Origin of the sequence: Nostoc sp. MS1 (assembly GCF_019976755.1) — a bacterium.
In the GTDB taxonomy this organism is placed as follows: Bacteria; Cyanobacteriota; Cyanobacteriia; order Cyanobacteriales; family Nostocaceae; genus Trichormus.
In genome coordinates this window covers 1,390,165-1,406,679 of record NZ_AP023441.1, presented here as the reverse complement: position 1 = coordinate 1,406,679, position 16,515 = coordinate 1,390,165, and the positions used below count along the sequence as shown (strand labels likewise).

11 protein-coding genes and 1 pseudogene are annotated in these 16,515 nt (G+C 40.9%); 8 read left to right on the top strand and 4 right to left on the bottom strand.

Going from position 1 to position 16,515, the window contains the following annotated elements; translation table 11 throughout:
* Positions 1-56 precede the first annotated feature (56 nt).
* Positions 57-1,601, bottom strand: coding sequence for an NAD(P)/FAD-dependent oxidoreductase (locus NSMS1_RS06165; protein ID WP_224091933.1), 1,545 nt, complete (start codon positions 1,599-1,601; stop codon positions 57-59).
* Between the two features lie 130 nt (positions 1,602-1,731).
* On the opposite strand from NSMS1_RS06165, the gene NSMS1_RS06160 reads away from it, so the two are divergent.
* Positions 1,732-1,905: a hypothetical protein gene (locus NSMS1_RS06160; protein ID WP_224091932.1), complete on the top strand. Its 174-nt coding sequence runs from the start codon at positions 1,732-1,734 to the stop codon at positions 1,903-1,905.
* 70 nt (positions 1,906-1,975) lie between these two features.
* On the opposite strand, the gene NSMS1_RS06155 is transcribed toward NSMS1_RS06160, so the two are convergent.
* Positions 1,976-5,200, bottom strand: coding sequence for a DEAD/DEAH box helicase (locus NSMS1_RS06155; protein ID WP_224091931.1), 3,225 nt, complete (start codon positions 5,198-5,200; stop codon positions 1,976-1,978).
* Between the two features lie 213 nt (positions 5,201-5,413).
* Here NSMS1_RS06155 and NSMS1_RS06150 point away from each other — a divergent pair, with 213 nt between their 5' ends.
* The 5 genes and pseudogenes from NSMS1_RS06150 to NSMS1_RS06130 all read left to right on the top strand — a co-directional run.
* Positions 5,414-6,004: a GNAT family N-acetyltransferase gene (locus NSMS1_RS06150; RefSeq protein WP_224091930.1), complete on the top strand. Its 591-nt coding sequence runs from the start codon at positions 5,414-5,416 to the stop codon at positions 6,002-6,004.
* 133 nt (positions 6,005-6,137) lie between these two features.
* Positions 6,138-8,294, top strand: a complete 2,157-nt coding sequence (locus tag NSMS1_RS06145; protein WP_224091929.1) for a polyribonucleotide nucleotidyltransferase — start codon at positions 6,138-6,140, stop codon at positions 8,292-8,294.
* Positions 8,295-8,460: 166 nt separating this feature from the next.
* Positions 8,461-9,918 carry a serine/threonine-protein kinase gene (locus tag NSMS1_RS06140; protein WP_317986582.1) on the top strand — a complete coding sequence of 486 codons (1,458 nt, stop codon included), beginning with the start codon at positions 8,461-8,463 and terminating at the stop codon, positions 9,916-9,918.
* Between the two features lie 295 nt (positions 9,919-10,213).
* Complete coding sequence (locus NSMS1_RS06135; RefSeq protein WP_224091927.1) at positions 10,214-11,590, top strand: dihydrolipoyl dehydrogenase family protein; 1,377 nt, start codon at positions 10,214-10,216, stop codon at positions 11,588-11,590.
* A gap of 228 nt (positions 11,591-11,818) precedes the next feature.
* A pseudogene (locus NSMS1_RS06130) lies at positions 11,819-12,112 on the top strand (transposase); the annotation flags it as partial.
* A 292-nt stretch (positions 12,113-12,404) separates the two neighbouring features.
* Here the strand turns inward: NSMS1_RS06130 and NSMS1_RS06125 are convergent.
* On the bottom strand, positions 12,405-12,944 hold the full coding sequence (locus tag NSMS1_RS06125; RefSeq protein WP_224091925.1) for an HMA2 domain-containing protein: 540 nt from the start codon (positions 12,942-12,944) through the stop codon (positions 12,405-12,407).
* A gap of 88 nt (positions 12,945-13,032) precedes the next feature.
* Here NSMS1_RS06125 and NSMS1_RS06120 point away from each other — a divergent pair, with 88 nt between their 5' ends.
* On the top strand, positions 13,033-13,836 hold the full coding sequence (locus NSMS1_RS06120) for a Uma2 family endonuclease (protein WP_224091924.1): 804 nt from the start codon (positions 13,033-13,035) through the stop codon (positions 13,834-13,836).
* A 72-nt stretch (positions 13,837-13,908) separates the two neighbouring features.
* Here the strand turns inward: NSMS1_RS06120 and NSMS1_RS06115 are convergent, their stop codons facing one another.
* The gene (locus NSMS1_RS06115; protein WP_224091922.1) at positions 13,909-14,421 is read right to left on the bottom strand and encodes a DUF3122 domain-containing protein; all 513 of its coding nucleotides are present in this window, start codon (positions 14,419-14,421) and stop codon (positions 13,909-13,911) included.
* Between the two features lie 296 nt (positions 14,422-14,717).
* On the opposite strand from NSMS1_RS06115, the gene NSMS1_RS06110 reads away from it, so the two are divergent.
* Positions 14,718-16,508 (top strand): ABC transporter ATP-binding protein, encoded by a 1,791-nt coding sequence (locus NSMS1_RS06110; protein WP_224091921.1) that lies wholly within the window; start codon positions 14,718-14,720, stop codon positions 16,506-16,508.
* The last annotated feature ends 7 nt before the right edge of the window (positions 16,509-16,515 follow it).

Below are 16,515 nucleotides of genomic sequence, written 5' to 3'. Positions count from 1 at the left end.
CAATCAAATCCACGACAACAATGAGGTAATATTTTGTATAACTTATTTGCTAGTGCCTATTCCCCAGTGTAATCAGCACCAGAACCAAATTTCCAAGCGTCTACTAAGCGATGCCAATAGTATTGTTGTGTGGGTGGTAAATTTTTAGTCCACGTTTCTAACATGGGGCTAAGTGCAAATAAGGTAGTATAAGTGCCTAAGTTAGTGTAATGCACTAGCCAATCTAAGAGATTTATTAAACCCACTTGAGGAATTATTTTCGCTACTAATGCCGGATGAGATAAGCCAGTTTTGAAGAGTGTTTGTGTTAGTGCAGAAAATTGGACTATATCTTGTAAAAAAGCTTTTAAAACTGGTGTTCCTAGTTGCTGCATTTCTTGAAAAACAGCCGAAAGCAGTTGATTAATTTGCTCTGAAGGAATGTTTTGATTTACACTAACACTCATAGCTTTCTGAAACAACCAAGTAACGCTGAGGCTTGGTTGATATGGTTGCAGCAATGCTAATGCTTTAGCTGATAATTGTTCTGTTTGTAGGGCTTCGTGTATACCTAATGTTAAACGCTTGAGGTGGCGTACCATTGCCCCAAAACCGCCAAAACTCAAGGGTGATTGATTTCCGCTACTATCTCCCACTGGGAGAATGCGATTCCAGGGAGTTTTTAGTGGACTTTGGCGATCGCTAGGAAAAAATCCAAATAAGGCTCTTTGAAATTTTAACTGTTCTAATTCTACACCTTGATATTCTGGTAATAAGCGTAAATATTCTGCAAATAATTCTTCTAAACTTAAGCTTTGGGGATGAGCATCCATGTAGGTAAATAAATATGTTGTCCTCCCATCTCTGGCGGGGAAGGCTTCCCAAAAATACTGACATTGGTTTTGCAAGGATGTGAAGGATAAAATTAAGTCGCCTGCATGGTTTTCAGCAAAACCTTGAGCGCAACTTCCCACCACTAAGCAAAGTGCATCCGGCTTTTTACCTTGGCGTGCTTGTTTGGTGATGGGGGAAAGATGTCCCATTGCATCTATCAATAATTTGGCTGTGAATTGGTGATTAACTATTACCCCATCTGGATGAACAACTACCTCAGAAAAAGGTGTATGTTCAAATAATTGACCACCAGCTTCTAAAAATTTTTGTTTTAAAGTTGCAAGTAAATAAACTGGATCTACCCCAATATTTAAGACATCCTTTACCCAAACTTCTCCACCATCCTTAAATTTAACTCTGGCTGGATTGTATTCGGTAGCGATCGCTTTTTCCAGTTCCTCCTGGGTAAGTATATTTAATTCTACAAACACCTCTAACTCTTTACGAGAAATATTCCATTCCTGTTCCCTACCTTGCAAAATTCCCCTTTCTAGCAACACTACCCGCAGTCCTCGTACCGCTAAGGCGCAACCGATTAAAATGCCTAATGTCCCACCGCAAATAATTACATCGCTGTCTACATTACCTAAACTGTCTTGACTTTCTTTAACTACATCAGGTGTTGGTGCAGTGTTTTCTCGAATAGATTTAAGGATAGCGTCAGCACGGCGTAAATTTCCTAAAACATCCCCTGGTAATTGGGAGAGAATTTCTTCGGTTAGAGACATAGTAATAATTTGTAATTCGTAATTAATGCGAATTAGATGTGCATAATTTTCCTGACTTACCAATATTTACATTGACTGTGACAATGTAAATATAGATAAAGACCAATAAATTAGATGGCAGGAAGTAGTAATGGAACGTAAAAAACTTGTGGCAATTATTGCAGGGGCTATTTCGATTCTTTTAGCGATCGCCTATCTCATCATTGTGCAAATATTAGACTACCGGGATATGAAGCCTGCACCCATCAGCCAAATATATCCAACATCAACAATTGTTGCTTTTGTCAATAAAACCAACCTGTAAATTTCAAATTTCTCTATGTCTCTGTGCCTCTGTGGTAATAATTTTTTAACCATAGAGGCACAGAGATAGATTAATCTGTATCTTCATCAATTACAGCACTGCGATCGAGTATCAGTAAATTACGCAGTTGGTCTGTATCAAGTTCAGTTAACCAATCCTCACCCGCACCAACAACTTGTTCAGCTAATTGTTTTTTACTCTCAATCATGTCGTGAATTTTCTCTTCTAAAGTGCCATTGCAAACAAACTTATGCACCTGCACATTCCGCGTTTGTCCAATCCGAAATACGCGGTCTGTGGCTTGATTTTCTACGGCTGGATTCCACCATCTATCAAAGTGAAATACATGATTTGCCCTAGTTAAATTTAAACCTACACCACCAGCTTTGAGAGAAAGAATCATAATCGGTGGGCCTTGGGGGTCGTGTTGAAAACGGTCAATCATTTCTTCACGTTGTTTTTTACTAGTACTACCATATAAGAAGAATATTTCTCGTCCAAATTGTTTTTCTAAATGGGGTTTGAGTAACTTACCCCACTCTGCAAATTGAGTAAAAATTAAAACGCGTTCTCCACCAGCGACACTATAAATATTACCTTCTGCTAATACCTCCTCCAACATTTCTTGTAAACGTTGTAGTTTGCCTGAACTGTATTTTTCCAAAGTTGCTGCTTTTAAGTATTGTGCTGGATGATTACAAATTTGTTTGAGTTTAATTAATAAAGCTAAAATCATCCCTCGACGTTGCAATCCTTCTGCTGATTCAATTTCTACTAAGGATGTTTCTACTGTTTGCTGATAAAGTGCAGCTTGTTCCGCGCTCAAACCACAAAATACTGTCATTTCTTGCTTCTCTGGCAAGTCTTGAATAATTTCTCTATCTGTTTTCAAACGACGTAGAATAAATGGTTGCACCAAAGCACGCAATTGATTTAAAGATGCTGCATCACCATACTTTTCTATTGGCATGGCGAAGCGTCTTTGGAAGAATTGCTTATTACCTAAATAACCAGGATTGAGGAAGTCTAGAATTGACCAAAGTTCTTGTAATCTATTTTCTACAGGCGTACCCGTTAGAGCAATTCTAAATGTTGTCTCTAATTGTCTTACTGCCTGTGACTGTTTGGCTTCAGCATTCTTCACATTTTGGGCTTCATCTAAAACAATTATCTGCCAAGAAACACCCTGTAATGATTTAACATCTCTATGCACTAATGAGTAACTGGTAATAACTAAATCATATTTTTTAACTGCTTCTTGAAAGGTTTTACCTTTGGGACGTTTATCACCGTGATATTGCAGAACTTTAAGCGTTGGTGCAAATTTTTTGACTTCCCTTTCCCAGTTACCTAAAACAGAAGTAGGACAAACTAGCAAAGTGGGTTTTTCTAGAACATCCTGTTCTTTGAGGTGCAGCAGGAAAGCAATGAACTGGATCGTTTTACCCAGTCCCATGTCGTCGGCGAGACAAGCGCCTAAGCCCCAACGTTCTAAGAAAGCCAACCAAGCTGCACCCCTTTCTTGATAAGGACGTAACTGTCCTTGAAAGTCTTTCGGCTTGGGTAATGGTGCAACGGCTTGATTATTTGTCAGCGCCCCTATCAATTCTTCTAATGCGCCAGAGGCTTCAAAACTGACTACTGGTAATTTCTCTATGACTTGAGTATCACCCGTGCTAAGACGTAAAGCATCTTCTAACGATAAAGCCATTTGGTCTTTACGGGCAGCAAAAAAGGCTTCGGCTGTCTTGATATCTTGAGGACGCAACTCCACCCACTCACCGTTAATTTCTACTAGTGGGCTTTTTAATGCCACCAGTTTATCAAATTCTGCTTTAGAAATAGTTTGACCACCGATCGCTAATTGCCATTGGAAGTTCAGCAAACTCTGCAAACCCAAACGTCCTTGCTTTTTGTTTGGTGTTTCGGCGGAAATTTTCAAACCTAAGCGATTTGCCCAGCCTTCACGGTTCGCCAAACTCGGCGGTAAAATTACCCCTAAACCGCTATCCTCAAATCGCCAAGCAACTGACTTGATAAATTCATAGGACTGCATGGGGTTGAGGTGGCAAAATTGGGGTGATTCTGTATCTAAAGTAGGTGCGATCGCCGGATACAATCGAGAAGCTAACCCCAAACCCCGCAAAAATGTTTCCTGGGGTTGTTCAATTGAGCGAGCGCGGTAAACTAGTTGTTCAACAGGATGTTGCCAAATCGTCGCCGCATCTACCAAAAATTCTGGATCATCGGCTGCTTGCAAGAAATATGCCAGTGTCCATTGGTTTTCCCCTGGTTCTGGAGAACGTAATTCAAAACAAGTCCGAAATTGATTTTTGCTAACTAGTTGATATTGTAGCGGCATAGTCCAAGCTTTGAACGCCGCTTCTAAACGTTCCCAACCAACTGCATCCGCACTAACTGAATTAGACGTACCAGTTAAAGCTTGCAACCACTGTCGCACCGCAGGCGCTAGAGAAGCCATCAACCGAGTTTCTAGCACAGGCTGATTTCCTACCATCTCCCGTAATTGCGTATCAATCACACCATTGAGAAAATTCAATATCAACTCCTGCGCCTGCACAGGAAAATCTATATATATATTGCCACTTCCTACTCCCTGATAAGTCCGACAAACCACAGGCATCTTCGCCGCAAACTTTTCTAAACGAGTTCCATCAGCAGCACTATCTAAAAGGACTTGCCATCTAGAATTTACAGAATTATTTGGCTGTCGCTGGATAATAGGCAGAAATTTAGAACGAGAAATTAAATCTAAACTCCAACGGGCAATCTGTGACCAAAAACGCAAATCTCCACCTAAAAAAGCATTCTCTGGGCTAGTAATATTTAAAGGTAAAGAAGTGAGAAATTTAATTGCCGCACTAGAGGAAAGACAAAAACCTTCTACAAGCCAAGGTTGTAGATAAGTGTCAGAATTAGTCTCAGATTCTAAAGCAGCAGAATGTACAGGGGCAATAACAATTTTTTCTTTCTTCTTAGGTTGAGAAATTGTCGTTGGCAGAGCAATTACTTGTGAGGATATTGGTAAATCTATTTTTTTGACAGCACTAGATGTTTTTGAAGTTCGCTTCTCTATTTGTTGCGGTAGTAAGTTAAAAATTGCCTCGTGTTGAGACTGCAACCACTCACTTAACTCTGATGCCGACAGAGCCAATGGATTAACTGCTACCGTTTCTAAATCATCATCTACCTGTGGCGATCGCCAAGTTTCTCCCCAAATAAATAAACAACTATCCTGCTCTTTTGTTATCCAACTACCGTGTAAAATTGCCATTTCTTAAATACTCAAACTTTACTCTTTTTTTAGTTGTCAGTCGTTTTTGCCTTTGGCTTAATTTTTCGCTATGATATTTAGCTTTTAATATTCATCAAACATTGGCTAAAAATTTTATTCTTTTATTTTTTATGTATCTACTATATTGACTTAAGTACATACTTGTCTAAATATATCTAGATAATCATTAAAATATATCAAATAACATAAGTAATGGACTTTCCTCTATATAAAGTGCTAAAAAACGGGACAACTGTAGAACTAGATTATATAAAACCTCAAGAATATGAAGATGTGAGAACACTTTTAAACTATGTAATTGATGAAGGTAAGACTTATCCACAAAAGCAACAATTATCACAGCCAGAATTTGCAGCTTACTGGTTGAGTAAAGAAGCCTTTGTTGTTAGGGTATCTGGTGAGGATGGCATACACAAGCCACAAACCATATTAGGGTCATTTTATCTCAAGCCGAACTTTCCAGGGCGGTGCAGTCATATCTGCAACGCTGGTTTTATTGTACAACCAGGATTGCGGGGTCAGGGCATAGGTAGATTCATGGGAGAATCCATGCTCTTGGTAGCAGCCCAGTTAGGCTACGAAGCAGTTATGTTTAATTTGGTCTTTGAAACTAATATACCTTCAATTAGTCTATGGCAGTCTTTAGGTTTTGATATCATTGGCAGCATTCCCAACGCCGCCAAGTTAAAAGATGGGCAAGTAGTCAAGGCACTGATGATGTATAGGAAAGTGGGGGAAGATGTGGGAGATGAGGAGGAGAAGACAAGGGAGAACAACTGTTGACTATGGACTATGGACTAATGACCAATGACTAATTTCATATTGCTGTTTGTGTGTAACAGGAGCCAGTTACAGGGCATAAATGTTAGGATTGCCACAGAGAGAGAATAGCGTGCATAGAAGGAAAAAAAGCTGAATGGCAGAATTTGAGAAGTCAATATCCTTCGATGGAAGGGATATTCGACTGAAAGTAGGCCTACTAGCACCCCAAGCGGGTGGGTCGGTTTTGATTGAATCGGGGGATACAACTGTTCTAGTGACAGCTACGCGATCGCAAGCCAGAGAAGGCATTGATTTTCTTCCCCTGACAGTAGATTACGAAGAAAGATTGTATGCGGCGGGAAGAATCCCTGGTGGGATTATGCGCCGAGAAGGTCGTCCGCCAGAAAAAGCCATTCTCACCAGTCGTTTGATAGATCGTCCTCTGCGTCCCTTGTTTCCTTCATGGTTGCGGGATGACTTACAAGTCATCGCTTTTACAATGTCGATGGATGAACAAGTACCACCGGACGTATTAGCAGTAACAGGCGCTTCCATTGCCACTTTAATAGCACAAATCCCCTTTAACGGGCCAATGGCAGCCGTGAGGGTTGGTTTAGTAGGTGATGACTTCATTATTAACCCCACCTATGCGGAAATCGAAGCTGGGGAATTGGATCTGATTGTCGCAGGTTCACCTGATGGTGTAATCATGGTGGAAGCTGGGGCAAATCAATTACCAGAGCGAGATATTATTGAGGCAATTGATTTTGGTTATGAAGCTGTGCGCGACTTAATCAAAGCGCAGCAAGACTTAGTAGCCGAACTCGGTCTGGAAATTGTGCAGGAAGCACGACCAGAGGTAGACCAAACTCTGGAAAATTATATCCGCGATCGCGCGAGCGACGAAATTAAGAAAATTCTGGCTCAGTTTGAACTCACCAAACCCGAACGCGATGCCGCGTTGGACGTTGTTAAAGATAATATTGCCACAGCGATCGCCGAACTCCCAGACGAAGACCCAATTAAGGTAGCTGCCACCGCAGACGGCAAAGCCCTGAGCAATACTTTTAAAGACATTACAAAATACTTCATGCGCCGTCAAATCGTTGAAGATAACGTGCGCGTGGATGGTCGTAAACTCGATGAAGTGCGTCCAGTCTCTTGCCAAGTTGGCGTTTTACCCAAGCGCGTCCACGGTAGCGGCTTATTTAACCGGGGATTAACTCAGGTCTTATCCGCTTGTACCTTGGGTACTCCAGGCGATGCCCAAAACCTCAACGATGACCTGCAAACAGACCAATCCAAACGCTACTTACATCACTACAATTTCCCACCCTTCTCCGTTGGCGAAACCAAGCCATTACGCGCTCCTGGTAGACGAGAAGTTGGTCACGGTGCATTAGCAGAGAGAGCCATCTTACCTGTACTGCCACCCAAAGAGCAATTCCCTTATGTGATTCGTGTCGTTTCGGAAGTGCTTTCTTCCAACGGTTCCACCTCAATGGGTTCAGTTTGCGGTTCCACCTTGGCCTTAATGGATGCAGGTGTGCCAATTATTAAACCCGTGAGTGGTGCAGCGATGGGTTTGATTAAAGAAGGTGATGAAGTCCGAGTCTTAACAGACATTCAAGGCATTGAAGACTTCTTGGGTGACATGGACTTTAAAGTTGCAGGAACGGATGCAGGTATTACCGCTTTGCAAATGGACATGAAAATCTCTGGTTTGCCCATAGAGGTGATAGCTCAAGCAATCAATCAAGCCAAGTCTGCTAGGCTGCATATTTTGGACAAAATGCTCCAAACTATCGACACCCCACGCACCGAAACCTCGCCCTATGCACCTCGCTTGTTGACCATCAAGATTGACCCAGACATGATTGGTTTAGTCATTGGGCCTGGTGGTAAGACAATTAAGGGTATCACTGAAGAAACTGGTGCGAAAATTGACATCGAAGATGATGGCACAGTTACCATTTCTGCGGTTGATGAAAACAAGGCGAAGAGAGCCAGGAATATTGTTCAAGGCATGACTCGCAAACTGAACGAAGGCGACGTTTACGCGGGACGTGTGACGCGGATTATACCCATCGGTGCTTTTGTGGAATTTCTTCCAGGGAAGGAAGGGATGATCCACATTTCTCAACTAGCTGATTATCGTGTTGGTAAAGTTGAGGATGAAGTAGCGGTTGGAGATGAAGTTATTGTCAAAGTGCGCGAAATTGACAATAAAGGACGAATTAATCTCACCCGCTTAGGTATACACCCAGACCAAGCAGCTGCGGCGCGGGAAGCTGCGGCGGTGAATCGTTAAATCGATTGGGATTTTAGATATTATCTAAAATCCGCGATGCCTACTTTGCGAGGCATCGCCGTAAAGTTTTTCACTAAATTGAATAAGCTCAACATTGAAAGTCACGGTTTATGTCAAGATAACATCAACGCATTAGTTCAATGAGTTAGACCTTGCAGGATGTAAGATGAACACCATTGTGGGTCAAAAGCTGAGTGGACGCTACCAAATTCTCAAACAAATTGGCACAGGGGGATTTGGTGTTACTTTCTTAGCCGAAGATATGCAGCGTCCAGGAAATCCTGAGTGTGTTGTTAAACAGTTGCAACCAATATCTAATAACCCCTATGTTTTAGAACAAGCTAGACGTTTGTTTAACAAAGAAGCAGAGATTCTCGAAACATTAGGAAATCATGCCAACATCCCTCGTCTTTTAGCTCATTTTGAAGACAATCAAGAATTTTATCTAGTTCAAGAATACATTGAAGGTCACGACTTAAGCAAAGAACTAGTCCCAGGTAAAAAGCTGAGTGAAGCTTATGTTTTGAAACTTTTACAAGATATTCTAGAAATTTTGATATTCGTTCATCAAAATGGTGTAGTTCATCGTGATATCAAACCATCAAATATCATACGCAGGCAAGATGGCAAAATTGTGTTGATTGACTTTGGTTCAGTCAAACAAATTGGCACTCAAATAGTTAGTTCCCAGGAGCAAAAACCTAGAACTGTTGTAATTGGTACAATGGGCTATATGCCTAGCGAACAATCTAATGGTCAACCAAATTTTACCAGCGATATTTATGCAGTGGGAATAATTGGTATTCAAGCTCTGACGGGAAGCAAACCAGAGCAATTACCAAAAGATGCTAGTACAGGTGAAATTATTTGGCGAAATCAAGCACAGGTAAGCCAAGAACTAGCAGATATTTTAGACAAAATGGTGCGTTATTACTTTCGTGAACGCTTCCAGTCAGCCGAAGAAGCTTTACAATCTTTCCGGGCGTTAACACCTACTCAAATAACACCTGCACAGCCTTTAACTGTGCCTTCAACATCTTCTCCTACATTGCCATCGTCGCCCAATAATTATCTACCCAAGTTAAGTTTAGCTGTAATTGCAGGCATAATTTTGATTTTCTCTATATTTATAACTCCTATCACAAAATTTATCTCTTCAAAAACAGAAACATTCTTAACCTATGAAAATAGCAGTGAGAAGCTGAAGATCAAATATCCCCAAAGCTGGAATAGACAAGATATAAATAATCGCATTACAGGAGAACTGGTAACATTCATTTCTCCTAAACAGAATGATGCCGATGATTTTCAAGAAAAATTAACTATTACTACTGAAGATTTTCCTGGAACATTACAGGAATTTACTCAAACCTCTATTAAGGATATCAATAATCATCTTGTAGAGGCAAAGGTGATCAATACAAGTGAACAAGTAGTGGCAAATAAACAAGGGCAAGAATTAATCTACCTTAATAAAGATGGAAAAAATAGTTTAAAGAACTTACAATTATTTACTTTAAAAAATGGCAAAGCTTACATAATTACTTATACAGCTAAAACAGATAATTATGATGATTTTGTAGAAGTTGCGAAAAAAATGATTCAGTCATTTGAAATTCCATAAAAAATCAATATATGTGCTAATAAATTATTACTGAAATGATTAACTAAAAGAGTGGGATATAAGGCAGGGGGCAGGGGGAGAAAGAGTTTGAGCCTTATTTACTTTTCTTTGCATGGTTTGGTTTTATTGCACCGACTTACTTACCTTTGCGAAGTCGGTCGTCCATGCCGCCAACGCTGACGACAGGCAAAACGAACGCACCAACCTTCGTGATTGGCGAGAAAGCAGGTGATTTAAAGCCAGTCTTACTTGACAAACTGTAATGACCAAGTACCAAATATCAACAGAGGTAATAATGGAAACAGCAGATGTAATTGTGATTGGAAGCGGTCAGGGCGGTATTCCACTTGCGGTTGACTTTGCCAAAGCAGGTCGAAATGTCGTTCTATTTGAGCGCGATGCGTTAGGCGGGAGTTGCATCAACTATGGCTGTACTCCTTCCAAAGCCTTTTTAGCTGCCGCTCATGCGGCAGGTCGCACTCGACAAGCTGCAAAGCTAGGCATACACGCACTCCTTGAAGTCGATTTTTCTACAGTGATGGAGCGTGTGCGTAGTATTCGCAGCCAGTTTAATCAAGGTATTAAGCAGCGATTAGAGAGTGCAGGGGTGAGAATTGTCTACGCTGAAGCCGCTTTCACTGGAGAGCGAACTGTGAGCGGAGGAGGTGTGACTGTGCAGGCTCCGATCATTGTCATCAACACAGGAACATCCTCTACTATTCCACAGATTCCTGGTTTAGCTGGAACTCCTTATCTAACTAACCGAAATTTCTTTGATTTGCAGCAAATTCCGCCCCGGTTGCTCGTGGTCGGCGGTGGCTATATTGCCCTGGAGTTAGGGCAGGGAATGGCGCGTTTAGGAAGTCAGACCGAATTAATTGTCAGGGGCGATCGCTTGCTGGCTCAAGAAGAATCTGATGTTAGTGCTGTGCTGGCTGATGCCTTTGAGCAAGATGGGATAGGACTGCATTTCAAGGCGACGGTTCAGCAGGTTGCTTACTCTAACGGTGTGTTTACCCTCACCCTAAACAATGGGAAAGTCCTTGATGGAGAAGCATTGCTAATTGCAACTGGGCGCAAACCGAATACTGGTGCATTAAATTCTGCGCTGACGAGCGTTGAATTAGATGCACAAGGGTTTATTAAAATTGACGAGCAGTTCCAAACTACTTGTCCTGGGATTTATGCGATCGCAGATGTTGCCAAGCAACCTGCTTTTACTCATGTTTCTTGGGAAGATTATCGTCGCTTGAAAGCCATTCTATGTGGCGAACAGAGGACACGCAGCGATCGCGTCTTAGGCTATGCCGTTTACACAGAGCCGCAAGTGGGCCGGGTGGGGATGACATTAGAACAGGCTCACAAACAGGATATTGCTGCACGCGAAGTCACCCTGCCGATGGCTCACATCGCCCGTAGCATTGAGTGGGGGCATGATCTAGGTTTCTATCGCATGGTTATCGACACCCACACGAATTTAATTTTAGGAGCAACACTAGTTGGGTACGAAACGGCTGAACTCGTACATGTCTTTTTGTCGCTGATGGAAGCTAAAGCAACGTGGCAGATACTTGAACAATCGGTTCACATTCACCCAACTTACGGTGAGGCTTTACCCAGTCTGGCAAGGCTACTTGTTGGAGATGATATGCCAACCTGTCCCAATATGTAATAAGGCAGGGAGCAGGGGGAAGAAACAGTTGCGTTGAGTTTAAAAATTGGGATAATTTATTTTCTGGACTTCCCTAATTTCTTGCGTATTCAAGTTTTTAAGTACTTAGGGCTGGCTGAATAAGGGCGAAAGATAGCAGAATGAAGAGTTTCAGGGTCAGGAAAGAAAAATAAGGTGAAAAGAAAAAGGGTAAGATAAGTAAAAATCCTTGTAGCAAGTTGCGTTAAAATGTATCGAAGAGCGCAAAAGCAAGAAAAAGCAGCAGAAAACTTTGAACTACCCTTTGGGGGAAAACTAGCGTCAGATAACCGATGGGTAATCATGGCGAACATGATACCTTGGTCAAAATTTGAAGCAGAGTACGCAGAAATATTTTCAGCAAGAATGGGAGCGCCAGCCAAAACATTTAGAATGGCGTTGGGAGCATTAATAATTAAAGAAAAATTAGGAATAAGTGACAGAGAGACAGTAGAACAAATTCGGGAGAACCCGTATCTGCAATACATCTTTCTACTCTGCTATTACGGCTTTTTTGTGTATTTTTTTGCCTATTTTTCAAAACTGAGTCTTTTTTTACTTCTTCTATTATCGAAACTGATATTTCATTAAACCTTAAACAACAAAAACTTATCTTTTTTCTGGACTGACTACTTAATCAATTTTTCTCTTCCTTTGAAATGACTTTTTCAGCAAGCCCTACTTAAATATTTGAATACTTAAATATTTTATTTTTAACAGCACAGCTAATTGAATATGTGTATTGCATTAGCAAACCCATGAACTTATGCAAGACAATCTTTTACAAGTATAAGTTTTACTTGTTATTGATATTATCTGCCTGTTGCTGATTGTCGCTCATCTTCACTAAACTCTCCACGGCATACCACAGCAATAAATATAAAATTGTTGATTGCCAACGAGCTAGTTGAGGAAGTAAACGTTTAATTACAAATGCAAAAATACTAAATGTTAAAAGCGATCGCACATCTACTGTTTCTTTTGTAGCTTGTTTGATTTGCTCATTCAAGCCCAATATTGTCTTAGTTATTGTTACAGGTTGTATTTTTTTGGCAGGGGCATCTACAAGATTTATTCTTGAAGCTTGTAATTTGCTTAAAGCATCTTTTAAGGTTTTATTGCCACCATTGTAGTAAATTGTAATACTACCTGAATCTAAATTTGTCTTTATTTTCTCAATTTGCGGAAAAATATATTCTAAATTATTAGCGATTTGGTTAATTTCTTGATGTTGCTGAAATTTGCTAGGGACTTTTAATCGTAAACGTCCAGGTGTATTACTAACTATTTGTAGTTCTATAGGATCGGGAAGTTGAGAAAAAGCAGGTTGTTTCATAAATATGCCACAAAGATCAGCTTAAGGGAATTACGGGCGATCGCTATAATTACTATCAGCGCTCTTATGATTTCGGTGAGGTAACACAATGGTCATCCTAGCCCAGCATCTCACTCTACCAGACCACACTCAGCTACCAGAGTCTGATGGTACATTTGTGAAAAATTTTCAAGAACATCCTCAAAGCATTTTACTAACTGATTCTATCTTGCCGCGATTACAAGAAATTCATCCTGATGGCTATTATTGCATTGGTCAAGATTCTGGTATCTACTGGCGGTTAACAGACCCACCAGAAAAAGGCGCAGAAGCACCAGATTGGTTTTATGTACCGAATGTTCCGCCAACTCTTAATGGTGAACTCCGCCGTTCTTATGTATTTTGGCAAGAATTAATCGCACCATTGATTGTTTTGGAATTTGTGTCGGGAAATGGAGAGGAGGAACGAGATAAAACTCCCTACAAAGGAAAATTTTGGATTTATGAAAATGTGATCCGTCCTGCTTACTATGGTATTTATGAAGTTAAAAAAGCATCTGTTGAGGTTTATCAATTAGTTGGTAGTCGTTACCAAAAATTAGCTGCTAATAATAGGGGGCATTATCCAATTGAGCCTATGGGTGTGGAATTGGGGATCTGGCAAGGCCGCTTTATATTAGATGCAGAAATACCTTGGTTACGGTGGTGGGATGAACAAGGTAATTTACTGTTAACTGGTGATGAACGTGCGGAACTCGAACGTCAATCTGTAGAATTTGAACGTCAACGTGCGGAAGCTGAACGTCAACGTGCGGAAGCTGAACGCCAGCGTGCGGAAGCCGTAGAATTAGAGAATGCGCGGTTGCGGGAACGTTTGCGTGCTTTGGGTGTTGACCCTGACACTCTCGCCTAAAGTAAACTCAATAATATAGCGATCGCTTAACTGGTAAATTTACGATCGCTTAGTTTAACTATTTCAATATCGTTATTTAATTTCTGTTACTAACCACTGCCATTCAGTGACTACAGATTCGGGTATATTCAGAACCAATGGCTTTTGGCTTTTAACTGGTACATATAGTTTGAGTGCATTAGTTGTTGGTAGTTTAGCTAAAACCTCATTTAATTCATATTCACCAACATTAGCAGCAGGTGCAGTTAAGGCATAAGCATCTGAAGCCAACAATAATTTTCCCTCGGTTGCCTCGATTTCTAACGGTTGGGGGTGAGTAATTTCCACTACACCCGGAAAAGCTACTAAGCGTAACCTTAAATCTGGAACTGGATAATTGTAATTTTGTTTGAACAGTAGCACCTGCCAAGCATATCCAGATTCATCTTTGATTGACACTTGTGAATGGTAACGCAAAATTCCTGGGGAATCGTGATGTTGGCGTAGGAGGGCAATTGCTGATTTTACATCCCAACCGCTCAAGCTCAACGCTAGCAGCAGAACTAGGACGCAACGCCACAAATATCTGTAAAAGTTGAGTTTCATATACTAATTAGAACATATAGCACTAGAGACGTTACATGTAAAGTCTCTACATGGTTTTGGATTTTATGCTTGTACCTCATCTACCCAAAATCTGCTGTAATTGCTGAAAACGCTTGTTCCCTAATTATGTGGATAATATCGCATAGCTGTCACACATACAGCAGATACTTGTTTATACGTCAAAAATGGGCGATTTTAGCTAATACTTACTACTTATTGCCTATTGTTTATTACCCGTTTAGCTTTCATACTCCTTTGTAGAGATAATTTTTAAGACACATCAGGGAGAAATTCCAGTGGTTTTAACATCAGAACCCCGGAAAAATGCGTCACTACAAGCAATCTGGCGTGTACTGGGGAGTTTGAGAAACTACAGATGGGCTTCGCTGGGGGCTTTGATTAGTTTATTAGTGTTGACAGTTGCAAATACTATTACTCCCCAATTATTTCGCTGGGCAATAGATCAGGGCATTGTCAAACAAGATTTACAGATAGTTATATATAGTGCTGCATGGATGATAGTTGCCGCGATCGCTCGTGGTGTGTTTAGCTTTAGTCAAAGTTATTTAGCTGAATCAGCTTCTCAAGGCGTTGCTTACGATTTACGCAATAATATTTTTAGTAAGATTCAAAATCTGAGTTTTAGTTATCACGATCAATCACAGACTTCGCAACTACTCACCCGTGTCACCAGTGATATTGAGCAGATTCGTACTTTTGTCGGGACTAACTTGATTCAAGTTATCGGTGCAGTCGTGACATTAGTAGCTATTGCGATACTTTTACTGGTAATGAATTGGCAACTAGCTATGATTTCTTTAACGTCAGTGCCGATCACAGCTTGGTTGATGACGCGATTTGTTAGGCGTAATAATCAACTTTTCCGGCAAGTACAAGAAAAACTAAGTAATCTCAATGCTGTATTGCAAGAGAATTTGCTTGGTATTAGGGTAGTTAAAGCCTTTGTGCGGGAATCAGTGGAGAAGTCTCGTTACACCAGCCTCAATAATGAATTAGTTGCGGCTAACATGAAGACAATTCATAGCATCAGTAATACATTCCCGTTTATCTTTTTATTGAGTAATCTGGTAACGCTGGCGGTGTTTGCCTATGGAGGAGCGCAAGTTGTCGGGAATAAGTTTTCCATTGGCGAATTAATAGCATTTAATTCCTACCTAATATTGATTTTCCAGCCGATTTTGCTGATTGGCTTTGCTGCACCTGCGATCGCTCAAGCTGCGGCTTCTGCGACACGAGTTTACGAAGTAGTAGATGCCACAATTGATATTCAAGAACGTCCCAATGCGATCGCCTTTGATACTTGTGGCGGTAGAATCACCTTTGAGAATGTCACTTTTCGTTATCCTGGCGCAACTACGGAAGCATTGAAAAATGTATCTTTTGAAACTAAGCCCAAAGAACTAATAGCAGTTTTAGGGATGACAGGTTCGGGCAAAAGTACAATTATGAACCTGATTCCGCGCTTTTATGATGTTACAAAGGGAGCGATTCGGATTGATGGGCGAGATGTGCGCGATTTTACCCTCAAAAGTTTACGCAGACACATCGGTATTGTCTTTCAAGAAACTACATTATTCTCTGGAACTATCCGTGAGAATATCGCCTACGCCAAACCCAATGCACCCCTAGATGAAGTGATTGAGGTAGCAAAAACAGCCCAAATCCATGACTTTATTGCTAGTTTGCCTGATGGCTACGAAACAATTGTCGGTGAACGTGGCGTTGGTTTATCTGGGGGACAAAAACAAAGAATTGCGATCGCCCGGACTTTACTTACCGATTACAGTATTTTGATTCTTGATGACAGCACCTCAGCCGTAGACGCAAAGACGGCTGCTGAAATTCAAGCCGCATTAGATGACATGATGCGCCAAAAAGCTTGTGTAACTTTTGTAGTAGCCCAACGTATCAGTACTGTTAAAAATGCTGACCGTATTTTACTCATAGATAAAGGAAGATTGGTAGCCCAAGGAACTCATGAGGAACTAATGCAAACCAGTCCGCTCTATGGGGCGATTTTAGAATCTCAAGTGATGAAGAAAAGGCAGTTGACAGTTAACAGTTGACAGTTGT